The sequence below is a fragment of the Rhodococcus sp. MH15 genome, assembly GCF_019266045.1.
Classification (GTDB): domain Bacteria; phylum Actinomycetota; class Actinomycetes; order Mycobacteriales; family Mycobacteriaceae; genus Rhodococcus_F; species Rhodococcus_F qingshengii.
The window spans coordinates 400,553-421,287 of record NZ_LPNP01000065.1; the positions used below are offsets into that span (position 1 = coordinate 400,553).

Here is a 20,735-nt window from a genome sequence, read left to right on the forward strand (position 1 = left end):
ACGGGTTGCGTTTTCCTTGCGGGAGAACGCAACCCGTTTCGATGGGGAGGGGAATGTATGGGTATCGGGGTTTCCAGAAGATCGGTTCTGAAAGGGTCGGTAGTCGGCACAGCGGCTGTTGCTTTGGGTGCAAAGGCAGGTGCTGCTCCGGCGGGGAGTGTGGATATCGAGTCTCCGTTGATTTTTCATTCGCCGGAGTTCGAGCCGTTCTGTGACGAACTACATTCGTTGTCAACGCTTTCCGGAAACGAGATCACACTGACAGCGCAAGTGGGGCAACATGCCTTTCATCGGGATTTTCCCTCGTCCCCAGCACTGTCGTACCGCAGCGGAGAGATCGGTGGCGGTTATCTGGGCCCTACCGTCGAGGCGCATTCCGGCGAGCCGATCATGTTGACGTTCGAGAACGATCTGACCGGACATCCGTTGGCAGCGGACATGGATATGACGCTGCACGGAATGCAGGCCGACTTTCGTGCGCACCCGCCGACGTCGTTGCACTTGCACGGTGGAGTCACTTCACCTGAGAGCGACGGCCACCCGGAACTGCTGGTGATGCCGGGACAGGCTGCGATGCATCACTTTTTGCACGGTCAGGAAGCCGCCCACCTCTGGTATCACGATCACGCGATGGGCATCACCCGGCTCAACGTCTACGCCGGTCTGATCGGCAACTATCTGATCAGGGATGAATTCGACACCGGCGAACTGGGAAATCCGTTGGGGTTGCCGGCCGAGGAATTCGAGATCCCGTTGATCCTGCAGGAGAAGATCTTCACGCCGACAGGCGCCCAGAACGGCCGATCCACCATCTTGATCCCGGAAGGATCGTGGGAAGGCGGCGCGGTGGGCGACGTCGGCTTGGTCAACGGCAAGGTGTGGCCGGAACTGTCTGTGGCTCGGGGCCTTTACCGCTTCCGCATCGTCAATGCGGCGTCGGCAAGTGTGTGGAATCTTCACTTCTCGAACATGATGACGTTCTGGGTCATCGGCAACGACGCCGGAATGCTCGACGCACCCGTCGCGGTCAATGCCTTCCGCTGCGCACCGGGGGAGCGGTACGACCTCCTCGTCGATTTCACCGGACTGTCGGAGGGTTCGACGGTGGAGCTTCGCAACGACGAGGCGCCCCCGCTACCCGCCGCTGTCATCGGTGAAGTGACTATGCCGCTGTTCTGCCGGTTCCGCGGTGACGCCAGGCGCGGATTCACCGGTGGTGTTCCGTCGCAACTGCGCGGTGGGCGCCGGCAACGTGACGTTCTCGCCCCGTTGGAGCAGCCGACGGTAATTCGCACGGTGACGGTGAGCCAGCAACTGGAACTGCGGAATCCACCGGCTCAGATGACGTTGAACAACCTGACGTTCAGCACCACGGACGTCGAGAGGCCGCGGCAAGGCACCGTCGAGCAGTGGAACATCGTCAACACCACGCCGGACCCGCATCCGATACACCTGCACTTGGTGAATTTCCGGATTCTCGGCAGAACACCGATGCGGACGCTGGAGTACTTGATCCGCCATCCGCAGCCGGTGATCGGCAACAAGTGGACTCCGTCGCCCGACGGGTTCGAGGCGGGGCCGATGATCGCGCCGGCGCCGTGGGAAGCGGGGATGAAGGACACCGTCAGGGTGGACGGCGGCACTGTCACCCGGATCATTGCGATTCCCCACCGCGGATGAGCTGGGTTTCGATCCCGACGCGATGTTCGATCGTCTTCCGAGCGGTGTGATGACGGGTAGTGGGATGACGGGCGGTGGGCGCCACGATATGGCTGATTCTGGTCGACTCCAGGGATACGTGTGGCATTGCCATCTACTCGATCACGAAGATCACGACATGATGTTGCCGTATCGCATCGTGCCGTGAGTGCTTCCGGGGGCGCACCCGAAATGAACCGAAGCGGGCAGGCGTTCGCGCACCTGATCACCTCGGTCACCTAGCAGGATCGCTTCGGTCCTTCCCATGAATTTGGAACACGTTCTACAGTGAAAGGGCTGAGGTCTGTACCTCGGCCATGCGCCACCACCGAAGGTGGCGCGGACGATCTGCAGACCGGTTCGACGAATTACACGGAAGGAACACCTCACAGTGACCACAGAGGCATTCATTTATGAAGCCATCCGTACCCCGCGAGGCCGCGGCAAGAAGACCGGGTCGTTGCACTCGGTCAAGCCGATCTCGCTGGTCACGGGTCTGATCCAGGAACTGCGCGTGCGCTTTCCCGACCTCGACGAGGACCGGATCTCCGACCTCATCCTGGGCGTCGTCACCCCCGTTGGCGATCAGGGAATGGACATCGCCCGCGTTGCAGTCAACGATGCGGGACTGCCCGACACCGTCGGTGGCGTTCAGCTCAACCGTTTTTGCGCTTCCGGCCTCGAGGCCGTGAACATGGCTGCTCAGAAGGTTCGGTCCGGCTGGGACGAACTGGTGATTGCCGGTGGCGTCGAGTCGATGTCCCGCGTTCCGATGGGATCCGACGGTGGACCGTGGGCACTCGACCCCGCCACCAATTACGACAACTACTTCGTGCCGCAGGGCGTCGGCGCAGACCTCATCGCCACCATCGAGGGCTTCTCGCGTGACGACGTCGACGCATACGCCGTGCGCTCGCAGGACCTCGCCGCCAAGGCGTGGACCGGCGGATACTTCGCCAAGTCGGTAGTGCCGGTCAAGGACATCAACGGCATCACCATCCTCGACAACGACGAGCACATGCGTCCGGGCACCACGGCAGAGAACCTCGCCGGCTTGGCTCCCGCGTTCGGTGTGATCGGTGAAATCGGCGGATTCGACGCCGTGTCGCTGCAGAAGTACCACTGGGTCGAGAAGATCAACCACGTTCACCACGGCGGTAACAGCTCGGGAATCGTCGACGGCGCTGCCCTCGTGCTCGTCGGTAGCGAGCAGGCCGGCAAGGACATGGGTCTGACGCCGCGCGCTCGCGTCGTCGCCACCGCCACCAGCGGCGCCGACTCCACCATCATGCTCACCGGCCCGACGCCGGCGTCGAAGAAGGTTCTGGCAGCTGCCGGCCTGACGGTCGACGACATCGACCTCTTCGAGATCAACGAGGCATTCGCTTCCGTCGTCCTGAAGTTCCAGAAGGACCTGAACATCCCGGACGAGAAGCTCAACGTCAACGGCGGCGCGATCGCCATGGGTCACCCGCTCGGTGCAACCGGCGCGATGATCACCGGAACGATGGTCGACGAGCTCGAGCGTCGTGGCGGCAAGCGCGCCCTCATCACCCTGTGCATCGGCGGCGGTATGGGCGTTGCCACCATCATCGAGCGCGTCTGACGCGGCGTCCGTCCTTCCAACGAGGCTTACCAGGAGTCAAGCAAAGTGACTGATCAGAACATCATCAACTGGGACCAGGACGCCGACGGCATCGTCGTGCTCACCATCAACGATCCCAACCAGGGCGCAAACACCATGAACGACGCGTACATCGCGTCGATGAAGGCCACCGTCGACCGTCTGGTCGCCGAGAAGGACTCCATCACCGGTGCCGTCATCACTTCCGGCAAGAAGACCTTCTTCGCCGGTGGCGACCTCAAGAACATGATCAAGGTCGGCCCCGAGCAGGCCGAGGAGATCTACAACCACAGCGTCGAGATCAAGGCAGACCTGCGTCGTCTCGAAACTCTCGGCAAGCCGGTCGTCGCCGCCATCAACGGCGCGGCGCTCGGCGGCGGTCTCGAGATCGCTCTCGCGACCCACCACCGCATCGCGGCAGACGTCAAGGGCGTCAAGATCGGCCTGCCCGAGGTCACCCTCGGCCTGCTGCCCGGTGGCGGCGGCGTCGTGCGCACCGTGCGGATGCTCGGCCTGCAGAACGCGCTCATGGGTGTCCTGCTCCAGGGGCAGCAGCGTGGACCCGTTCAGGCCAAGGAAGTCGGCCTCATCGACGAGGTCGTCGGCTCGGTAGAAGAACTGGTTCCGGCTGCGAAGGCATGGATCAAGGCCAACCCCGAAGGCGGCGTTCAGCCGTGGGATGTCAAGGGCTACAAGATCCCTGGCGGAACTCCGTCCACTCCGGCATTCGCTGCCAACCTTCCGGCGTTCCCCGCGAACCTGCGTAAGCAGCTCAAGGGCGCTCCGATGCCGGCTCCGCGCGCCATCATGGCCGCAGCCGTCGAAGGCTCGCAGGTCGACATCGACAACGCGCTGCTCATCGAGGCTCGCTACTTCACCTCGCTGGTGACCGGCCGCGTCGCGAAGAACATGATCCAGGCGTTCTTCTTCGACCTGCAGTCGATCAACGGCGGCGGGTCACGTCCGGCAGGCATCGAGAAGTCCACCATCAAGAAGGTCGGCGTCCTCGGCGCAGGCATGATGGGCGCGGGCATCGCGTACGTCTCCGCGAAGGCCGGCTTCGACGTCGTGCTCAAGGACGTCAGCATCGAGGCTGCCAACAAGGGCAAGGCGTACGCCGAAGGCATTGAGGCCAAGGCGCTCTCGCGCGGCAAGACCACGCAGGAGAAGTCCGACGCACTCCTCGCCAAGATCACCCCGACGGCTGACCCGGCAGATTTCGCCGGCGTCGACTTCGTCATCGAAGCAGTCTTCGAGAGCCAGGAACTCAAGCACAAGGTGTTCCAGGAGATCGAGGACATCGTCGATCCCAAGGCGCTGCTGGGCTCGAACACCTCGACGCTGCCCATCACGGGTCTCGCCACCGGCGTGAAGCGTCAGGAAGACTTCATCGGCATCCACTTCTTCTCGCCCGTCGACAAGATGCCGCTGGTGGAGATCATCCGCGGTGAGAAGACCTCCGACGAGACTCTGGCTCGCGTGTTCGACTACGTCCAGGCGATCCGCAAGACGCCGATCGTGGTCAACGACTCGCGTGGCTTCTTCACCTCGCGTGTCATCGGAACCTTCATCAACGAGGCCATCGGCATGCTCGCCGAGGGTGTCGAGCCCGCCACCATCGAGCAGGCCGGTATGCAGGCCGGTTACCCGGCTGCGCCGCTTCAGCTTTCGGATGAGCTCAACCTCACCCTCATGCAGAAGATCCGCAAGGAATCTGCCGACGCCGCCAAGGCCGAAGGCAAGGAACTGCCGGCAGATCCGGCCGGCGAGGTCATCAACACCCTCGTCGAGAAGTTCGATCGTAAGGGCAAGCTCGGTGGAGCCGGCTTCTACGATTACGCCGAGGGCAAGCGCACCGGCCTGTGGTCCGGACTCCGCGAGAACTTCAACTCCGGAACCTCCGATGCTCCAATCCAGGACCTCATCGACCGCATGCTGTTCATCGAGGCGATCGAGACGCAGAAGTGCTTCGACGAGAACGTCCTGATCACCACGGCGGACGCCAACATCGGCTCCATCATGGGCATCGGATTCCCGGCCTGGACCGGTGGCGTTCACCAGTTCATCGTCGGTTACGAGGGCGGCACGGCTGGCTTCGTCGCTCGCGCAAAGGAACTCGCTGCGCAGTACGGCCCGCGGTTCACCCCGCCGGCTTCGCTAGGGGCATAGCCCCCGTGCGCCTTTTTGGTAGTTACGGCTACCAAAAAGGCGCACAGGGGTTTATCCCCAGCTTGTGAGATATCCACAGACGAACTCCGACAGCGAATTTCACGTCAGTCCTGTCGGAGTTCGGCCTGACGCTTGGTGCCATGACTACGTCTCATGGTGGAAGCGAGTTTCTCCGGATTCTCGATGCGCAATCCGGTCTGGTACGGCAACAGCAACTCTCGTCATTCGGATACAACCGAGGGATGCTGCGGAACTTTCTGGACCGCGGCGAATGGCAGCGCGTTCTACAAGGCGTGTATGCAGTGACCGCTGGCCCGCTCACCAGAGAAATGATCTTGAACGCCGCTTGGCTTTATGGTGGCCCGCAAGCGATTCTGAGCCACGACACTGCAGCTGAGGAATGGGGAATGCGTCGCATCGACGCAGACAAGCCAGTCCATGTCACCGTGCCCTACGGCAAGTCCGCTCGCTGTCAGTCCGCGACAATCCGCCGAGTTCCAGTGCGAACGTCGGGTGCACTTGTCAGAGTGGGTGGCGTGGTTCACCCCCGGGGTAGTCGTCCACCGATCCCGAGCCCACCGATACATCGGCGTGCCGTCAGTCATACCTCGAACGTCGCGGGCGGATACCGCGATTGATCTTGCGACCGCCGAATCCACAGCGCGAAGCGCCTACGTTTCACTCATCACCACAGTGACAAATGCGCGAATTCCGTTGAACGATGTGCGTCGTCGGATTGACGAACGAACACCACATCGATTCAAGGGTGCGCTTTCCGATGCGGTACGACTCCTGGCAGACGGGGTGCAGTCAACGCTCGAATACCACTATGCGGTCGACGTGGAGCAGGCGCACGGGTTGCCGTCGGCCAGACGCCAGTCTCCGGTCCGCGTCGACGGCCGCACGCTGTACGAGGATTGCGACTACAGCGAAGTCAGTGTGCCGCTGATCGTGCGTCTCGACGGTCGGTGGGCGCATTCCATGGCAGAAGTGGCATTTCGTGATCGCCGCCGTGACAATGCGGCAGAGCTGGCAGGTCGTCCGCGGTTGGTCTACGGATTCGACGAGGTGATGAAGACCCCGTGCCAGGTTGCGCACGAGGTGGAGACGGTCTTGCGGCGGGGAGGCTGGGTGAGGACGCAGTCGGGTGCCTGCGGCACCTGTGCGCCTTTTTGGTAGTGCCGACTACCAAAAAGGCGCACAGGGGCTTTGCCCCTAGGCCTTCCACCACGGGCGAAGCGGCACATGCGCCTCACCCTTGGGGCCGAGCTTCACGGCCAGAACCTGGTGCAGCTGAACGACATTGCGCTCGAACCCGAGTCGTGAGCCGGCCATGTACAGGCCCCAGACGCGGGCGGTTCCTTCGCCGACCTCGGCGACGCAGGCGTCCCAGTTGTCGACGAGATTCTGGCACCATCCGGCGAGCGTCAGTGCGTAGTGCTCGCGAAGGTTCTCTTCGTGACGCACCTCGAGGCCGACGTTCTGGATCTCGGAGATGATGCGACCCGAACCGGTGAGCTCCCCGTCGGGGAATACGTACCGGTCGATGAATCCGCCTGCCTTGGCGCTGCTTCGGTTGTCCGGACGGGTGATGCAGTGGTTGAGCAGACGCCCACCCTCACGCAGCTTGCCCTTGAGGAACTCGAAGTACGCCGGGTAGTTTCCGACGCCGATGTGCTCGGTCAGGCCGATGGAGGACACTGCGTCGAATCCGGTCTCGGCCACGTCGCGGTAGTCGGAGAAACGGACCTGGGCGAGATCGGCGAGGCCCTCGTCCTCGATGGCCTTCTGTGCCCAATCCGCTTGCTCGCGAGAGAGAGTCACGCCGATCACCTTGACACCGCGCCTGGCCGCGTAGCGGACCATCGAGCCCCAGCCGCAGCCGATGTCGAGAAGTCGATCACCCTTCTGGAGTCCGAGCTTCTCGAACACCAGGCGGTACTTGTTCTCCTGGGCTTCTTCGAGCGTCTGTTCCGCATTGTCGTAAGCGGCACAGGTGTACGTCATGGACGGGCCGAGGACGTACTCGTAGAAGGTGTTGGAGACGTCGTAGTGGTGATGGATGACTTCGGCGTCACGAGTCTTGGAGTGACGCAGTCCTTCTGCGACGCGACGCCAGCGAGGGAGATGTTCCTGGGGCGGCGGGGCGATGGGCCGCAACAGATCCCAGCCCAGGGAGCGCGTGATGCTGGCGAGCGTCAGTGCGGACGGGCGCTTGAGGTGGAGTTCGTCACCCATGATGCGCAGGATCTCGTACGGATCACCGGGGTGGACGCCCTCGGCTTCGAGATCGCCGGAGACGTACGCGCGGGCCATGCCGAGGTCACCGGGAGCTGTTGCGAGATAAGTGGTTCCGCGAGTCGACTTGAGGTGCAGTCCGTAGTCGGCATCTTCGGGGCCGGCGGTGCTGCCGTCGTACGCGGTGAATCGAAGCGGCAGCATGCCGTCGGAAAGCGTCTCGAGAATCTCGGCAATAGAGAGCTTGTCCTGGCTTTTGGAGTCTTTGAACGTGGTCATTTACGTTGCACCGCCTTAGAGAATAGATCCAATAAACGGGATTTCGGGTCGTAGCGTTCCTTGAGTCCGATGTACCGGTCGCCGCCGTAGTACAGCTCCTCGAAGTCTTCCTTCGAGTAGTAGGAGTCGGAGTAGAGCGATTTGTGTCCGTCGAAATCGCTGACCTTTTCTTCGATCAGTCGATTTGCTGCCCCCTCGCGCTCACCGGGAACGATCGGCACCGAAGACCAGAAGCCGATGTTGACGTAGGTGCGCTTGGGTTCGAGGGGGTAGAGGGGCCACGGCCGTGATGCAGAAGCGGCGGCCGGGCTTGGCTCACGAAGACGCAACGGGCACAACCACAGTGGTTCGATCGGGATTTCCTCGAGGAACCACGAGACGAAGTCCGCGGTTCGTTCGATGGGTACCTCGACGTCCTGGACGACGCGTTCGCGCGGGGGCTTGCCCTTGCGCTTTTCGAGGCGATCTCCGATGTCGTACTTGTGGTCGAGGGCGATCAGCTTCCAGTAGAAGCTGCTGCGCAGGTACTGCTTGGGCCAGAAGCGCCGGATCTTCGGGTTCTGTGCACCGAAAGCTCGTGAGCACCAGAACCAGTCGGTGTCCCAGCGCCACAGGTAGTCGCGAATGGTCAAGCGATCCGTCTTGGGCTGGGTGAGTGACGAATGCTGGATCGACCGGTAGAAGATGTCCTGGTCGGTGTAATCGCTGACCGGGCCTTCCTCGTCGGTTTGCACGCCGAGTGTGAGGTAGCTCTCGGAATCGGTGAAGACCACCCCGTCGAGATAGTCGACGGCGATCCCGTCGTACTCGCGCTCGGTGACGATGCGATCCATCGTTTCTTCGAGTTTCTTCAACGAATCGAAGCGCACGTGGCGCAAGGCGACGTACTTCTTGACGGGTTCGAGTGCGATCTTCAATCGCGTCGAATAGCCAAGGGTGCCGTAGGAATTGGGGAAACCGAAGAACAGTTCGGCGTGTTCGCCGTCCGGTGTTGCGGTGATGATCTCGCCGCTTCCGGTCAGTACGTCGATTTCGAGTACCGACTCGTGCGGCAGGCCGTTGCGGAACGAGGTGGACTCGATGCCCAGGCCGGTCACCGCACCGCCCAGGGTGATGGTCTTGAGTTGAGGCACGACCAGGGGCGCCAGCCCGTAGGGCAGCGTCGCGTCGACGAGGTCCTCATACGTGCACATGCCGGCGACGTCGGCTGTGCGCGCCTGCGCATCGACGGCGATGACACCTGCCAGACCGCTGACGTCGAGGCCGGGGGCCGACGTCTTGGCGCGAGCGCGGAACAGATTGGATGTCTTCTTTGCCAGGCGTACAGAAGCATCGGCGGGAATGGCGCGGTATGACGCGAGTAGGCGTTCGACGCCTTCTCTGTGCTGCTCGAACCCCATTTCACGCGCAGCATCGGAACCCGGGCCTTGCTTTGTCCGGATTCGATCTAACTTCTGAACTACCCCATTGAACGAGAGAGTCACACCCTGACGCTATCGGTAGTTGCGTGTGCAAGCTATCCGGAGGGGTATTAATGCCCGAATTTGATCGAGTTGTTGCAATCGAACTCGGTAAATGCTCCGAGTGGTGAACCAGCTCACACGGAATGGGTAGATGGTCGAGATACCCGGGCGCAGCAGGCAGTATGGAAAGGAATATCTGCGCAGTTCGAGGTGCGGATTCGGGTAGTCATTCGCGGTATCGAGCCGCGTTGGTCGAGCAAGGAGACGTAGGGCATATGGGTCAGGTCAATGCAATGAGTTCGACAGTCGTCACAGCAGCACCCGACAAGGTGCTCGCGGCGCTCTCGGACTACGAGACGGTTCGCCCGCGAATCCTGTCCGAGCAGTACCTCGACTACAAGGTCGTCGAAGGTGGCCAGGGTGACGGAACCGTCGCGCAGTGGACGCTCAAGGCGACGGAAAAGCGCTCGCGCGACGTCAAGGCGACAGTGACGGTCGACGGCAACGTCATCACCGAGAAGGACGCGAACTCCAGCCTCGTCACCACCTGGACCGTTGCCCCCAACGGCACCGGAACGACGGTGACAACGCTCAGCCAGTGGCAGGGTGCCACCGGTATCGGCGGCTTCTTCGAGCGCACGTTCGCTCCGAAGGGTCTGCAGCGCATCCAGGCCCAGGTCCTGGACAACCTCAAGCGCGAACTCGTCTAACCGATCCTGCATCACCGAGATGGCGTCGTACCTTCACCGGTACGGCGCCTTCTTTCATGGGCCGGTAATGATCCGTCCGAATTCGGTGAGTGCGGGGTTTCCGCTTTCCCAGTAATCGCTGTGAACTCCGAACCCAGGCTCCCCGGGAGATCCGGTGAATACCTGCGCGCCGAATTCCGGATCCGACGGGTCGAACCCGTGGACTCCGAGGATCGTGGGGATCAATTGGACCGGATCCCAGAAGGCCGTCGTCGAATGAACATGGCGAGCCATCTCGGCCGAGTCGACGCCGTCCAGGCTCAGTTCGTTCACGCGCTCGGCATCGACGCCGGGGCTTGCGACAAAAACCAGTTCGTCGACGTCGAGGGAAGCGCCACGGGTAGTCGCAGCACCGATGACGGTGCTGCCGTAGGAATGACCGATCACCACGTTGTGCGAAGGCGGACCGTCATGCGAGGTTCGTAACCCGTCCTGGAAGCTGTCGAGCCTCGGCGCTGCGGAGGTGGCGTACCGATCCGATGCTGCGTCGGGAATGCCTGGGGGAGCGTCGTATCCGGACCACAGGATCACTGATGTGGCTTCCGTTGGCGCCGCCCTGACCGCCGCGTCGTACATGGCCTTGGTTCGTTGCAGGTCTCCGCCGACGCCCGACAGCCCGGAGCCGGTTCCGGGAACCAGTGTTGCGACGTTGCCGGCGGCATCGGGATTACCGACTGCCACGACGGCATGCCCATCCGTGACCGAGAGAAGGAACGTGTCCGGTCGAAGTTCGCCGCGCACGGCCGTGTATCCGGCAGCTACCGTTCGATCCGGTAACTGCTCGAGCGCAGAGAGGTACCGCCGGTTGTAGTAGTCCCGGTCGAGGGCGGGAAGGCCGTCGCGGCTACCGATGGACGGATCCCACCTCGCCAACGCGTCTTTCTCGTTGGGCGTGAGCGATTCCCAGAGTCGGTGTAGCTCCGTTGGTGTTCCGGGGAGTGTCGACCTCCCGTCGAGGATGTCGACGACAGTGCGGTCGAGGCGATCAGGCTGATTGCCAAGGAGTGATCCGATCTCTCGGAATGCCGCACGCAGAGCAGTCGCGGCCCGGTTGTCTTCGTCGTCGAGTGCCGTCAATGCAGTGGAGATCTTCTGCTGAAAAACCTTTGCAGCCGTGTCGTTTTCGGAATCTTGCATGGCGTCGGCCAGATTCCACGGCTGCTTCGTCTCAGGTGCCGATACCGCTCCACTGTCTGACACCGTCAAGCCGTGTTCGAGAGTCGCCTCCTCGACCAGGTCCAGAACTGATTTTCGCGCCGCACCGATCGTATTGGACGCTCCGGCATACAGATCCGCAACTACGCGAACTGCAATCGACAGCCGCGACGAGGAAAGCGAGATGCCAGACCACTGCACTGCGGCTGCGCTCGACGCTTGTCCCTGCCAGAATTCGCGGACGGCGTCGATGCTGCGTCCGGCGTCATTGCCGAGGACTTCGATCTGCCGGTCGATGTCGATCAGTTCCGAAGCGCTTGTGCGCAATTTCTCCGGTGACCACGTTCGAAGCTGAGAGACGGTGGGCTGCATCAGTAGGCTCCGCGCAGTTCGGACACCACTTCGCCCTCGGCAGCGTCGTACAGACGTGCTGCGGCAGCGGTTCCCGACGCCATGAGTCCCAATTGCGTAGCCAGGTGCCGGTACGCGTCGGCGATGACGCCGGCATTCCCAGTCGACACAGCCGCGACAGCGGACGAATTCAGGGCCGCCGCGGCTTCGAAAATCGTTCCGGCGGAATCGATCCCCGAGATCTGATCCGCAATTCGAGACAGATCAGCTGAAAGTTGCTGCAGAGCAGCGAAATCTACCTGAAGTATCGGCCCCATGGCAGAACCGTATCCAGGTGAGCGGGCTACCTCGGCGGTGCCGACATACCTGTGGACAAGTGGAATTTCTCCACAGAAGACAGGTCAGGGGGTTGTGAGGAAGGCGGTGACTCCGCTGGTGACGGCGGACGCATATTCCTGCTGACCGTCCGGGCTCGTCATGCGCGCTGCCTCGTCGGCATTTCGCATGTTGCCGAGTTCGACCAGAATCGACGGCCGCTGCGACAGATTGAGTCCCGTCAGATCGGCGCGTGGTGCCAGCCCGTCGTCACCGATGTAGGTCGACGGGGTGAGCCCGGCTGTGACGAGTGAGTCGCGCATGGTTTCGGCAAAGGTGACGGACGGGCCGGCCTGCACCGCGTTCAGCGGGGGCGCGGAGTAGCAGACGTGGAAGCCCTCGGCTCCGGCTGCTGCGCCGTCCGCGTGAATGCTCACCACTACGTCGGCGCCGGAGGAATTGGCAGCTTCGGCGCGTGCGTCGACGCAAGATCCGACGCTGATGTCGTCCGGTCGACTCAGGACCACTGTGGCGCCTTGGCCTTCGAGTTCGCTCTTGACCAGGCTCGCGACTTCCCAGTTGAAGGTGTGCTCGGGGAACCCGGCATCGGTGTTGGTGCCGGTGGTCTGGCAGTTCTTGGTGCCGCCGCGGCCCGTGGGGACCTGGGTGTTGATGCTGTCGTCGTTCGCCCCGCTGTGCCCGGGATCGAGGAAGACGACCTTGCCGGTGAGCGCAGCGGGGACGTCAGCGGCGACAGTGCTCAGCGGAGACACCTCGACCGAAGTCGTGGCCTCGGCAGTCTCGGTCGGAATCGTGCACGCAGCGCTCAGAAGCCCGGCCCCGACCATGGCGATCAGGGCAGTGGAGCGGAACACACGTGATGCCATGTTTGACCCACTTGACGGTTTTACGGTGTCTGACTGGTTCCGGCGCACCCGCTCACGGTAGCGCGCACCGACTACGCTGGTGGGGATAACTCTGTAGAAAGGACCGCTCGTGCAACCAGGTGGAGCACCCGACATGTCTGCTCTGTTGGCTCAGGCTCAGCAGATGCAGCAGCAATTGATGGCGGCGCAGCAGGAAATGGCTCAGGCCGAAGTGACCGGTCAGGCCGGTGGCGGACTGGTTGTCGCCACGGTCAAGGGCACCGGCGAGGTTGTCGGTCTGCAGATCGATCCCAAGGTCGTCGACCCCGAAGATGTCGAGACGCTGCAGGATCTGGTGATCGGCGCGATCGAGGACGCTTCGCGCAAGGCACAGGAAGTCGCTGCTGAGAAGCTCGGCCCGTTGGCCGGCGGACTCGGCGGAGGCCTTCCCGGTCTCCCCGGCTTCTAGAAACGAGAACGCGTGTACGAAGGTCCGGTTCAGGATCTGATCGACGAACTCGGGAAGCTTCCCGGAGTCGGGCCGAAGAGCGCTCAACGCATCGCTTTTCACCTGCTCTCCGTGGAGCCTCCCGAGATCGACCGTTTGAAAAATGCATTGCAGCGCATCCGTGACGGCGTTCAGTTCTGCACGGTGTGCGGAACTGTCTCCGATCAGGAGAAGTGCCGCATCTGCGCCGACGCACGTCGCGATCGCACGGTGATCTGCGTCGTGGAGGAACCGAAGGACGTCCAGGCCGTCGAGCGCACCCGTGAGTTCAAGGGTCGCTATCACGTGCTCGGCGGTGCGCTCAATCCGCTCTCGGGGATCGGGCCTGACCAGTTGCGTATCCGGGAGTTGTTGGCTCGCATCGCAAATCAGGAGGACGGCGTCGACGTGTCCGAGGTCATCATCGCCACCGACCCCAACACGGAGGGTGAGGCGACAGCTACCTATCTCGTTCGCATGATGCGAGACATTCCGGGGCTGACGGTGTCTCGGTTGGCTTCGGGTCTTCCGATGGGTGGCGATCTCGAATTCGCAGACGAGTTGACGCTGGGTCGGGCATTGTCCGGCCGTCGTGAATTGTCGCGGAACGCTTGATGAGCGGCACGGAGCAAGGTCAGCAGGTGCGTCGTACGTCCGAGCAGACGCGTGCGCAGATCATCGCGTCGGCCGGGAAAGCATTCGCGACTCGGCCGTACCGCGAAATCACGCTCAAGGACATCGCCGAAGACGCAGGCGTCAGCGCGCCTCTGATCATCAAGTACTTCGGTTCCAAAGAGCAGTTGTACGACGAGTTGGTCGACTTCCGGGCAGCGGCGGTCACGGTCTTCGACGCCCCGAACGACTCGCTCGGCGAGCGCATGGTCTCGCTGTTCACCAAGCCGTTGGAGTCGTACAAGCCGCTGTCCATGAGCTTGTTGTTCATGAGCGGCGTCAGTGAAGAGAGCAACCGCAAGCTGCGCGAGAACTATTCGACGCAGATGATCGACACCCTCGCAGCTCGCCTGTCCGGCCCCGACGCGAGATTGCGCGCGGAACTGGCGATGTCGATGGTGGTCGGAGTGGCGATCATGCGCCGACGGATGATGGCCGGCCATGCCACCGGCACCCAGGACGAGGTGGTTGCGCTGTACGCACCGCTGGTGCAAAAGCTGCTCGACGGGTGAGCGGCGTCACAATTCTTGCTAGGTAAATATCCGTTCACCTAATGTAGGTGAACGGATATTTACCTAGTGAGAACAGGCGGTGTGGGGTGACGACGCTCGACCGTCCGCCGGGCACGCCTGCAGTCACCACCTTCGATACGGGACTCGCGCAGCCGCGCTCCCGCTTCCTGTTCCCCATCGTTGTCGCCGCCGCAGTGTTCCAGGCTGTTCTGCAGACGGTCATCGTTCCACTGCTGCCGGAGTTGCCGCACTTCACCGGCGCTGGACGCACGGCCGTGTCCTGGCTGGTGACCGTCACGCTGCTGGTCGGCGCTGTCGTCACTCCCATCTTCGGTCGACTCGCCGACATGTTCGGCAAGAAGAAGATGCTTCTGGTTGCTTTCTCGATGATGACTCTCGGCTCGATGTTGTGTGCGCTGTCGTCGGACATCGCTGTCCTCATCTTCGCGAGAGCGTTGCAGGGGGCCGGGTCGGCAGTCATCCCCATCGGAATCTCCATGCTCCGTGACGAATTGCCACGCAACAAGGTCAACGGCGCAGTGGCCATGATGAGTTCGACGCTCGGCGTCGGAACCGCTTTGGGCATACCGTTTTCCGCGATGATCGCGCAGTACTCGAACTGGCACGTCCTGTTCTGGGTAACCACCGCCATCGGGCTGTCCGTGACTCTTGCTGCGGTGCTGTTCATTCGAGAGTCCGAGCCGAATCCGTCGGGAAGATTCGACGGCGTCGGGGCGGTTGGTCTGAGCGCCGCGATGATTGCTCTGCTTGTGCCGATCACTCAGGGGTCGAGTTGGGGGTGGACCAGTGGAGCGGTGATCTCCATGCTGGCCGCGTCGGCGGTGCTGTTCACGCTCTGGGTAATTCAACAGCGGCGCAACGTCAATCCGCTGGTCGACGTCCGTGCTCTCGTGAAACGTGCGGTGTTGATCCCGCATCTGGCGGCTCTGCTGGTCGGGTTCGCGTTTTTCGGGAACACGCTGATCACGACACAACTGCTGCAGGGGATGAAGGGGTCGGGTGCCGGGTACGGCCTGTCGATCATCGCGGCAGCGCTCTGCCAGATTCCGGCGAGTATCGCGATGGTGCTGTTCTCACCGGTTGCGGTGCGTATCACCGACCGCTTCGGTTCACGGACCGCGATGTTGACCGGCGCCGTGTTCCTCGCCGGCGGGTACGGGATTCACGCCGTTGCCGGTAAGCCGCTGTGGGGAGTGGTTGCAGCACTGGGTATCACAGCGGTCGGGACCGCCATCGTGTACAGCACGCTCTCGCTGCTGATTCTGGTTGCCGTACCTCGTCAGCGACTGGCGGCTGCCAACGGGGTGAACTCACTTCTGCGGACGTCCGGAAGCACGATCTGCAGTGCGACGGTGGCAACCATTCTCGCTGCATTCGTGATCAGCGGTTCGGAACATTCCACGTCGTGGACCGGATTCTCCGTCGCCTACCTGGTGTGCGCGGGCTGCGCGGTGGTCGTGTTCGCGGTGTCGATCCTGTTGCCGCAGGGACGAACCCCGAAACATCTGGATTTGCCGGATCTGGTCAGGCGACCCTGAATCCCGAGAGGAAGAGCGTGATCATCAGATCCGCGAACTCGTCGGTGGTGTACTTCTGGCGATCCGGCCAATGCGTTGTCGACCACAAGGTGTCTCGTACCGATCGATAGAAAATTTCCGGTGCCACGTCTTTGCGGAAGATTCCCTGATCGACGCCTTCGGCAATCGCTTTCATCCAATGCTCGCGGACTTGGCGGGAAGGCCCGTCGACGGATTGCAGGAGATCGTTGTCGCGAAGATAAGCCCGATCGTTCTGGTAGATCGCCGTCGGGTGCGGGTGTAGTTCGATGACGACCAGCGTCTCGCGGATCAAGCCGCGCAGGACTTCCTCGGGGTCGTTTGCCGTCTTCTCCACCTGATCGAAGCGGAGCTGAATGTCGGTGATGAAGCCGCGCATGAGCTCGGCAACTATCGCATTCTTCGACTTGAAGTAGTGGTAGAGGCTGCCCGAGAACACACCGGCGGCGTCGCCGATCTCGCGAACGGTCGTGGTGGCGACACCCTTTCTGGCAAACAGCTCGGCTGAGCTCTCCAGGATCTTCTCCCGACGATCTGGTGATGCCACTGAAATCTCCACTGGTTGTCGGTCCTGCTCAGGGCAGGGTTTCGGGGGTGCCGGGCTGCCGGCGTCGAACGTAGCGCAATCCTGCCTGATAGCTCCGGCTCGAACCAATTCGTCGGTGAGATCGCGTGTTTCCACTTCCGGATTCCTATGCTAGCTTCAAAATCAAGCGCTTGCTCAACTTTCGTTCACGGAGGATTTCAGTGCAGAGCCTGCAGACGCAGTTTCCGAATTTCATAGGCGCAGAGGCCGAACCACCCCGCGTCGCCCGCTACGCCGTCAACGAGGCGATGATCCGCAACTGGGTCGAGGCACACGACGACCGCAACTCGATCTACGTCGACGCCGAAGCCGCTCGCAGTACCGGTCGTCGAGACGTCGTCTGTCCGCCCGCCATGATCTCGACCTGGGTGATGGCGGGTTACCGACGTTATCGGCAGGTCCAGCAACTTCGTGCCGACGGAGTCTCCGAGGACTTCGCCTATTCACGACTGCTGGCGCTGTTGGACGAGGCCGGATACACCTCCGTTGTCGCGACCAACGTCGAGCAGGAGTATTTCGCGGAGCTGAGCCCCGGTGACCACGTCACCGCGCATTTCACCATCGAAGCGATCTCGCCGTTCAAACAGACGGCTCTCGGTCACGGGTGCTTCATCACTCTGTTCAAGAAGTACGTGGACCAGGACGGAAAGACGCTGGTCGAAGAGCGCTTTCGACTGCTCAGATTCAAACCAGATGCCCAGACAGATACCAAGCCCGAAGCCCAGGAGGTAATCGCATGAGCGAGACTGGCTCCCGCCACACCGCGGTGCCGAGACTCACCGTCACCGACGACAACGATTTCTTCTTCTCCGCGGCCAAAGAGGGTCGCCTCGAGATCCAACGGTGTGCGGATTGCAAGACTCTGCGCCACCCGCCAGCGCCCGCCTGCCCGGAATGCCGCTCGTTCAGTTGGGACACAGTCGAATCCACGCGGCGATGCACGTTGCACAGCTTCACGGTCATCCATCACCCGAAGGATCCTGCTTTCGAGTACCCACTCGCCGTGGGACTCGTCGATCTCGAAGAAGGCACGCGTCTGGTTGCCGACATCGCGGGGATCGATCACGAGGAACTCGAATTCGGCATGGAACTCGAAGTGACCTTCTCCGAGCACGCTCACGGCGAGATGCTGCCGCAACTGAGGCGACGGGGTTCGGTGCAATGACGAAACTGATTGACTGCGAAGTGGGTTCGGTCCTCCCCAGCCTCGAATTGCCGTTGGATCGAACGCTGATCGTCGCCACCGCGATCTCTTCTCAGGATTTCGAGGACGTGCATCACGATCCGGGCAAGGCACAGGATCGCGGAACTCCCGACATCTTCATGAGCATCAACACCACCAACGGGCTCATCGACCGCTATATCACCGACTGGTCCGGCCCGGGATCGCGAATCGTCAAAACATCACTACGGCTTGGTGTTCCGAACTTCCCCGGAGACACCATGACATTCACCGGCAAGGTCACCGCCGCAGACGGTCGGGCGCTCACCGTGACAGTTCTCGGGCAGAACGCGCGCGGAACACACGTGACGGCCGACGTGACTCTCGAACCGGTGGAAAGGGTAATCGCATGACACGAGGATTTTCGAGGCAAGCCGCCATCGCCGGGATCGGCGCCACCGAGTTCTCCAAGAACTCCGGCCGCAGTGAATGGCAGTTGGCGTGCGAATCCGTGATCGCCGCGCTCGACGACGCTCACATCGAGGCAGAAGAGGTGAACGGATTTGCGCTGTTCACCATGGAGAACAACCCCGAGATTGCGGTCGCACGCGCCCTCGGGATCCCGGAACTGACGTTCTTCAGTCGTATTCCACACGGTGGCGGCGGTGCCTGCGCACCGGTTCAACAAGCAGCGCTTGCCGTCGCCAGTGGTGTCGCAGACGTCGTGGTCGTCTATCGTGCCTTCAACGAAAGATCAGGTCACCGATTCGGCGCCGGCCCGCCACCTTTTGCGTACAACGCGTCGACGGACCAGGAGTATCGGAACTGGATCAACCCGTACGGGCTTCTGACCCCGGCGCAGCAGGAAGCCTTCCTCGCCAAGCTGTACATGCACAAGTACGGGGCAACAAGCGCCGACTTCGGCCAGATCTCGGTCCTCTCACGCAAGCATGCGGCGAACAACCCCAAGGCCTGGTTCTACGAACGCCCGATCACTATCGAGGACCATCAGAACTCACGCATGATCGCCGATCCCATCCGCTTGCTCGACTGCTGCCAGGAAAGTGACGGCGGACAGGCGCTGGTCATCGTCAGTGCGGAGCGCGCCCGCGACCTGCCGCACAAACCTGCGGTCATCAGTGGCGCTGCGCAAGGTGTAGGTCCGCAACAGATTTCGATGAGCAGCTACTACCGCGACGACATCGACAGCATGCCGGAAGTCGAACTCGTGGCGCGCCAACTGTGGGACCAGGCCGGTATCGGGCCGGACGACATCGATGCCGCAATTCTCTACGACGCTTTCACCCCGATGGTTCTGCTTCAACTCGAGGAGTACGGATTCTGCGGTCGGGGCGAGGCAAAAGACTTCATCGCCGACGGCAATCTCGAGCTGGACGGTCGCCTGCCGATCAACACCCACGGCGGTCAACTCGGTGAGGGATACATCCACGGCGTCAACGGTATTGCCGAAGGTGTTCGCCTGATCCGCGGCACCTCCACCAATCAACCGACCAAAACTCTGGACAACGTGCTCGTGACCGGCGGCTCTCCCGTCCCGCACAGTGCGCTCGTCCTCTCGGCAGATCGCTGAATCTGCCGCCTATTCGAGAAAGCAGGAACAAGATGAGCGAGCGGATCACCTACGCCAGGGCCACCCACGGCGAGGAAGAAATACAGGCTGTTGTCGACGTCTTGCGCAGCGGGCATCAAGGATTGCGCATCGGCAAGAACGTCTTCGAGATGGAAGAACGTATCGCGGCCTTGGCCGGCAAGAAGTTCGGTGTCATGTGCAACTCGGGATCCTCGGGTTTGTACTTGGCAGTCGAGCTGCTCGGACTGCCTGCCGGCAGTGAGATCATCACGTCGCCGTTGACGTTCTCCACCGACATCGCACCGATCGTGCGTGCCGGTCTGGTGCCGGTGTTCGTGGACGTGGAACCCAACACGTTCAACGTCGACGTCACCAAGATCGAAGCCATGGTCACCGCGAAGACCGGTGCCATCCTGATGCCGAACCTGGCCGGCAACTGCCCAGACTGGGACGTCATCCGTGATATCGCTGATCGCCATGGACTCAAGGTGATCGAGGATTCGTGTGACGCGATCGGCGCCACGCTCCGCGGTACTCCCACCGGGTCTCGGGCGGACATCGTCGTCACCAGTTTCTCGATGGCACACATCATCACGTGCGCGGGAACCGGTGGAATGGTGTGCGTCGACGACGAAGCCAGCCGTGACAAGGCTTTGCTGCTTCGCCGCTGGGGCCGTCGTAGCGAGCCGAACCTGTTCGGCAGTACCAAGTCCGGCCGAGTCTTCCGTGAAGAACTCGACGGCGTCGACTACGACAACGACTTCATCTTCGAGCTCATGTCGTGGAACTTCGAGCCCTCCGAACTCGGCGCAGCTTACGGCGTCGTGCAGCTCGACAAGCTGGAACAGAACTACAAGACGCGTAAGGCCACATTTGCGGCCTTCACGGCGGCATACGGCGCCCACCCCGAATTCTTCACGACGCCGGTAGAACTCGACGGTCTCGACACGGCGTGGCTGTGTTACCCGGTGATGATCAACGAGAACGCCCCCTTCACGCGCAGCGACCTGCAGGAAGCCATCGAGGCCGACGGTATCGACACACGAACTGTGTGGAGCGGCAACGTCACTCGTCATCCGATGATGAACAACATCGAGTTCCGTCAGCCGGCCGAAGGATTGCCGGAAGCCGACGCGGTTTTCGCCCGAGGAATGACACTCGGCATGAGCCACGGCCTGCGTGACGACGAAGTTGCCCGGATTGCGGAGAGCATCAATCGCTTCGCCTCGAAGTTCAAATAG

18 protein-coding genes and 2 pseudogenes are annotated in these 20,735 nt (G+C 62.1%); 14 read left to right on the top strand and 6 right to left on the bottom strand.

Annotation, left to right across the window (positions count from 1 at the left end):
* The first annotated feature begins 57 nt into the window (after nucleotides 1-57).
* The 4 genes and pseudogenes from ATN37_RS16305 to ATN37_RS16320 all read left to right on the top strand — a co-directional run bounded on the left by ATN37_RS16305 (nucleotide 58) and on the right by ATN37_RS16320 (nucleotide 6,670).
* A pseudogene (locus ATN37_RS16305) lies at nucleotides 58-1,867 on the top strand (multicopper oxidase family protein).
* 222 nt (nucleotides 1,868-2,089) lie between these two features.
* On the top strand, nucleotides 2,090-3,304 hold the full coding sequence (locus ATN37_RS16310; protein ID WP_007731553.1) for an acetyl-CoA C-acetyltransferase: 1,215 nt from the start codon (nucleotides 2,090-2,092) through the stop codon (nucleotides 3,302-3,304).
* Between the two features lie 45 nt (nucleotides 3,305-3,349).
* Complete coding sequence (locus ATN37_RS16315; protein ID WP_003943799.1) at nucleotides 3,350-5,491, top strand: 3-hydroxyacyl-CoA dehydrogenase NAD-binding domain-containing protein; 2,142 nt, start codon at nucleotides 3,350-3,352, stop codon at nucleotides 5,489-5,491.
* Nucleotides 5,492-5,631: 140 nt separating this feature from the next.
* Nucleotides 5,632-6,670 (top strand): annotated as a pseudogene (locus ATN37_RS16320) (type IV toxin-antitoxin system AbiEi family antitoxin domain-containing protein).
* Between the two features lie 36 nt (nucleotides 6,671-6,706).
* Here the strand turns inward: ATN37_RS16320 and ATN37_RS16325 are convergent.
* Together ATN37_RS16325 and ATN37_RS16330 are read right to left on the bottom strand one after the other, a co-directional pair.
* Entirely contained in the window at nucleotides 6,707-8,008 is a 1,302-nt protein-coding gene (locus ATN37_RS16325) for a class I SAM-dependent methyltransferase (protein ID WP_003943932.1), read from the bottom strand.
* Nucleotides 8,005-9,408: an FAD-binding oxidoreductase gene (locus tag ATN37_RS16330; protein ID WP_007731548.1), complete on the bottom strand. Its 1,404-nt coding sequence runs from the start codon at nucleotides 9,406-9,408 to the stop codon at nucleotides 8,005-8,007. The genes ATN37_RS16325 and ATN37_RS16330 overlap by 4 nt, the downstream gene beginning before the upstream one ends.
* Nucleotides 9,409-9,746: 338 nt before the next feature.
* On the opposite strand from ATN37_RS16330, the gene ATN37_RS16335 reads away from it, so the two are divergent.
* Nucleotides 9,747-10,181, top strand: coding sequence for an SRPBCC family protein (locus ATN37_RS16335; protein ID WP_218695388.1), 435 nt, complete (start codon nucleotides 9,747-9,749; stop codon nucleotides 10,179-10,181).
* Nucleotides 10,182-10,235: 54 nt separating this feature from the next.
* Here the strand turns inward: ATN37_RS16335 and ATN37_RS16340 are convergent, their stop codons facing one another.
* The 3 genes from ATN37_RS16340 to ATN37_RS16350 all read right to left on the bottom strand — a co-directional run bounded on the left by ATN37_RS16340 (nucleotide 10,236) and on the right by ATN37_RS16350 (nucleotide 12,928).
* Nucleotides 10,236-11,747, bottom strand: coding sequence for an alpha/beta hydrolase (locus tag ATN37_RS16340; protein ID WP_118604753.1), 1,512 nt, complete (start codon nucleotides 11,745-11,747; stop codon nucleotides 10,236-10,238).
* Nucleotides 11,747-12,043, bottom strand: a complete 297-nt coding sequence (locus ATN37_RS16345) for a hypothetical protein (protein ID WP_218695389.1) — start codon at nucleotides 12,041-12,043, stop codon at nucleotides 11,747-11,749. The genes ATN37_RS16340 and ATN37_RS16345 overlap by 1 nt, the downstream gene beginning before the upstream one ends.
* An 84-nt stretch (nucleotides 12,044-12,127) precedes the next feature.
* On the bottom strand, nucleotides 12,128-12,928 hold the full coding sequence (locus tag ATN37_RS16350; RefSeq protein WP_007731541.1) for an Rv3717 family N-acetylmuramoyl-L-alanine amidase: 801 nt from the start codon (nucleotides 12,926-12,928) through the stop codon (nucleotides 12,128-12,130).
* Between the two features lie 109 nt (nucleotides 12,929-13,037).
* Between ATN37_RS16350 and ATN37_RS16355 the strand changes: the two genes are divergently transcribed.
* The 4 genes from ATN37_RS16355 (at nucleotide 13,038) to ATN37_RS16370 (ending at nucleotide 16,137) form a co-directional block, all read left to right on the top strand.
* Complete coding sequence (locus ATN37_RS16355; protein ID WP_003943929.1) at nucleotides 13,038-13,376, top strand: YbaB/EbfC family nucleoid-associated protein; 339 nt, start codon at nucleotides 13,038-13,040, stop codon at nucleotides 13,374-13,376.
* A gap of 12 nt (nucleotides 13,377-13,388) precedes the next feature.
* Nucleotides 13,389-14,009, top strand: a complete 621-nt coding sequence (gene recR / locus ATN37_RS16360; RefSeq protein ID WP_003943917.1) for a recombination mediator RecR — start codon at nucleotides 13,389-13,391, stop codon at nucleotides 14,007-14,009.
* Nucleotides 14,009-14,578 (top strand): TetR/AcrR family transcriptional regulator, encoded by a 570-nt coding sequence (locus ATN37_RS16365; protein WP_007731538.1) that lies wholly within the window; start codon nucleotides 14,009-14,011, stop codon nucleotides 14,576-14,578. The genes recR and ATN37_RS16365 overlap by 1 nt, the downstream gene beginning before the upstream one ends.
* Before the next feature lie 86 nt (nucleotides 14,579-14,664).
* Nucleotides 14,665-16,137, top strand: coding sequence for an MFS transporter (locus ATN37_RS16370; protein WP_218695390.1), 1,473 nt, complete (start codon nucleotides 14,665-14,667; stop codon nucleotides 16,135-16,137).
* On the opposite strand, the gene ATN37_RS16375 is transcribed toward ATN37_RS16370, so the two are convergent.
* Nucleotides 16,124-16,837 (bottom strand): TetR/AcrR family transcriptional regulator, encoded by a 714-nt coding sequence (locus ATN37_RS16375; protein WP_172827063.1) that lies wholly within the window; start codon nucleotides 16,835-16,837, stop codon nucleotides 16,124-16,126. The two genes, ATN37_RS16370 and ATN37_RS16375, sit on opposite strands and share 14 nt — an antisense overlap.
* Before the next feature lie 65 nt (nucleotides 16,838-16,902).
* On the opposite strand from ATN37_RS16375, the gene ATN37_RS16380 reads away from it, so the two are divergent.
* The 5 genes from ATN37_RS16380 to ATN37_RS16400 are packed head-to-tail and all read left to right on the top strand — an operon-like array spanning nucleotide 16,903 to nucleotide 20,735.
* Nucleotides 16,903-17,481: a MaoC family dehydratase N-terminal domain-containing protein gene (locus ATN37_RS16380; RefSeq protein ID WP_054188606.1), complete on the top strand. Its 579-nt coding sequence runs from the start codon at nucleotides 16,903-16,905 to the stop codon at nucleotides 17,479-17,481.
* Nucleotides 17,478-17,906, top strand: a complete 429-nt coding sequence (locus ATN37_RS16385; protein ID WP_054781277.1) for a Zn-ribbon domain-containing OB-fold protein — start codon at nucleotides 17,478-17,480, stop codon at nucleotides 17,904-17,906. The genes ATN37_RS16380 and ATN37_RS16385 overlap by 4 nt, the downstream gene beginning before the upstream one ends.
* Nucleotides 17,903-18,316, top strand: coding sequence for a hypothetical protein (locus ATN37_RS16390; RefSeq protein ID WP_007731530.1), 414 nt, complete (start codon nucleotides 17,903-17,905; stop codon nucleotides 18,314-18,316). The genes ATN37_RS16385 and ATN37_RS16390 overlap by 4 nt, the downstream gene beginning before the upstream one ends.
* On the top strand, nucleotides 18,313-19,494 hold the full coding sequence (locus ATN37_RS16395; RefSeq protein WP_099696764.1) for a lipid-transfer protein: 1,182 nt from the start codon (nucleotides 18,313-18,315) through the stop codon (nucleotides 19,492-19,494). The genes ATN37_RS16390 and ATN37_RS16395 overlap by 4 nt, the downstream gene beginning before the upstream one ends.
* Nucleotides 19,495-19,526: 32 nt before the next feature.
* Complete coding sequence (locus ATN37_RS16400; protein WP_218695391.1) at nucleotides 19,527-20,735, top strand: DegT/DnrJ/EryC1/StrS aminotransferase family protein; 1,209 nt, start codon at nucleotides 19,527-19,529, stop codon at nucleotides 20,733-20,735.

What these genes read in the sequence shown, in the direction of transcription:
- ATN37_RS16325 (WP_003943932.1), bottom strand. Translation starts at nt 8,008, where the DNA reads ATGACCACGTTCAAAGACTCCAAAAGCCAGGACAAGCTCTCTATTGCC.
- ATN37_RS16330 (WP_007731548.1), bottom strand. Translation starts at nt 9,408, where the DNA reads ATGGGGTTCGAGCAGCACAGAGAAGGCGTCGAACGCCTACTCGCGTCA.
- ATN37_RS16335 (WP_218695388.1), top strand. Translation starts at nt 9,747, where the DNA reads ATGGGTCAGGTCAATGCAATGAGTTCGACAGTCGTCACAGCAGCACCC.
- ATN37_RS16340 (WP_118604753.1), bottom strand. Translation starts at nt 11,747, where the DNA reads ATGCAGCCCACCGTCTCTCAGCTTCGAACGTGGTCACCGGAGAAATTG.
- ATN37_RS16345 (WP_218695389.1), bottom strand. Translation starts at nt 12,043, where the DNA reads ATGGGGCCGATACTTCAGGTAGATTTCGCTGCTCTGCAGCAACTTTCA.
- ATN37_RS16350 (WP_007731541.1), bottom strand. Translation starts at nt 12,928, where the DNA reads ATGGCATCACGTGTGTTCCGCTCCACTGCCCTGATCGCCATGGTCGGG.
- ATN37_RS16365 (WP_007731538.1), top strand. Translation starts at nt 14,009, where the DNA reads ATGAGCGGCACGGAGCAAGGTCAGCAGGTGCGTCGTACGTCCGAGCAG.
- ATN37_RS16385 (WP_054781277.1), top strand. Translation starts at nt 17,478, where the DNA reads ATGAGCGAGACTGGCTCCCGCCACACCGCGGTGCCGAGACTCACCGTC.
- ATN37_RS16390 (WP_007731530.1), top strand. Translation starts at nt 17,903, where the DNA reads ATGACGAAACTGATTGACTGCGAAGTGGGTTCGGTCCTCCCCAGCCTC.
- ATN37_RS16395 (WP_099696764.1), top strand. Translation starts at nt 18,313, where the DNA reads ATGACACGAGGATTTTCGAGGCAAGCCGCCATCGCCGGGATCGGCGCC.
- ATN37_RS16400 (WP_218695391.1), top strand. Translation starts at nt 19,527, where the DNA reads ATGAGCGAGCGGATCACCTACGCCAGGGCCACCCACGGCGAGGAAGAA.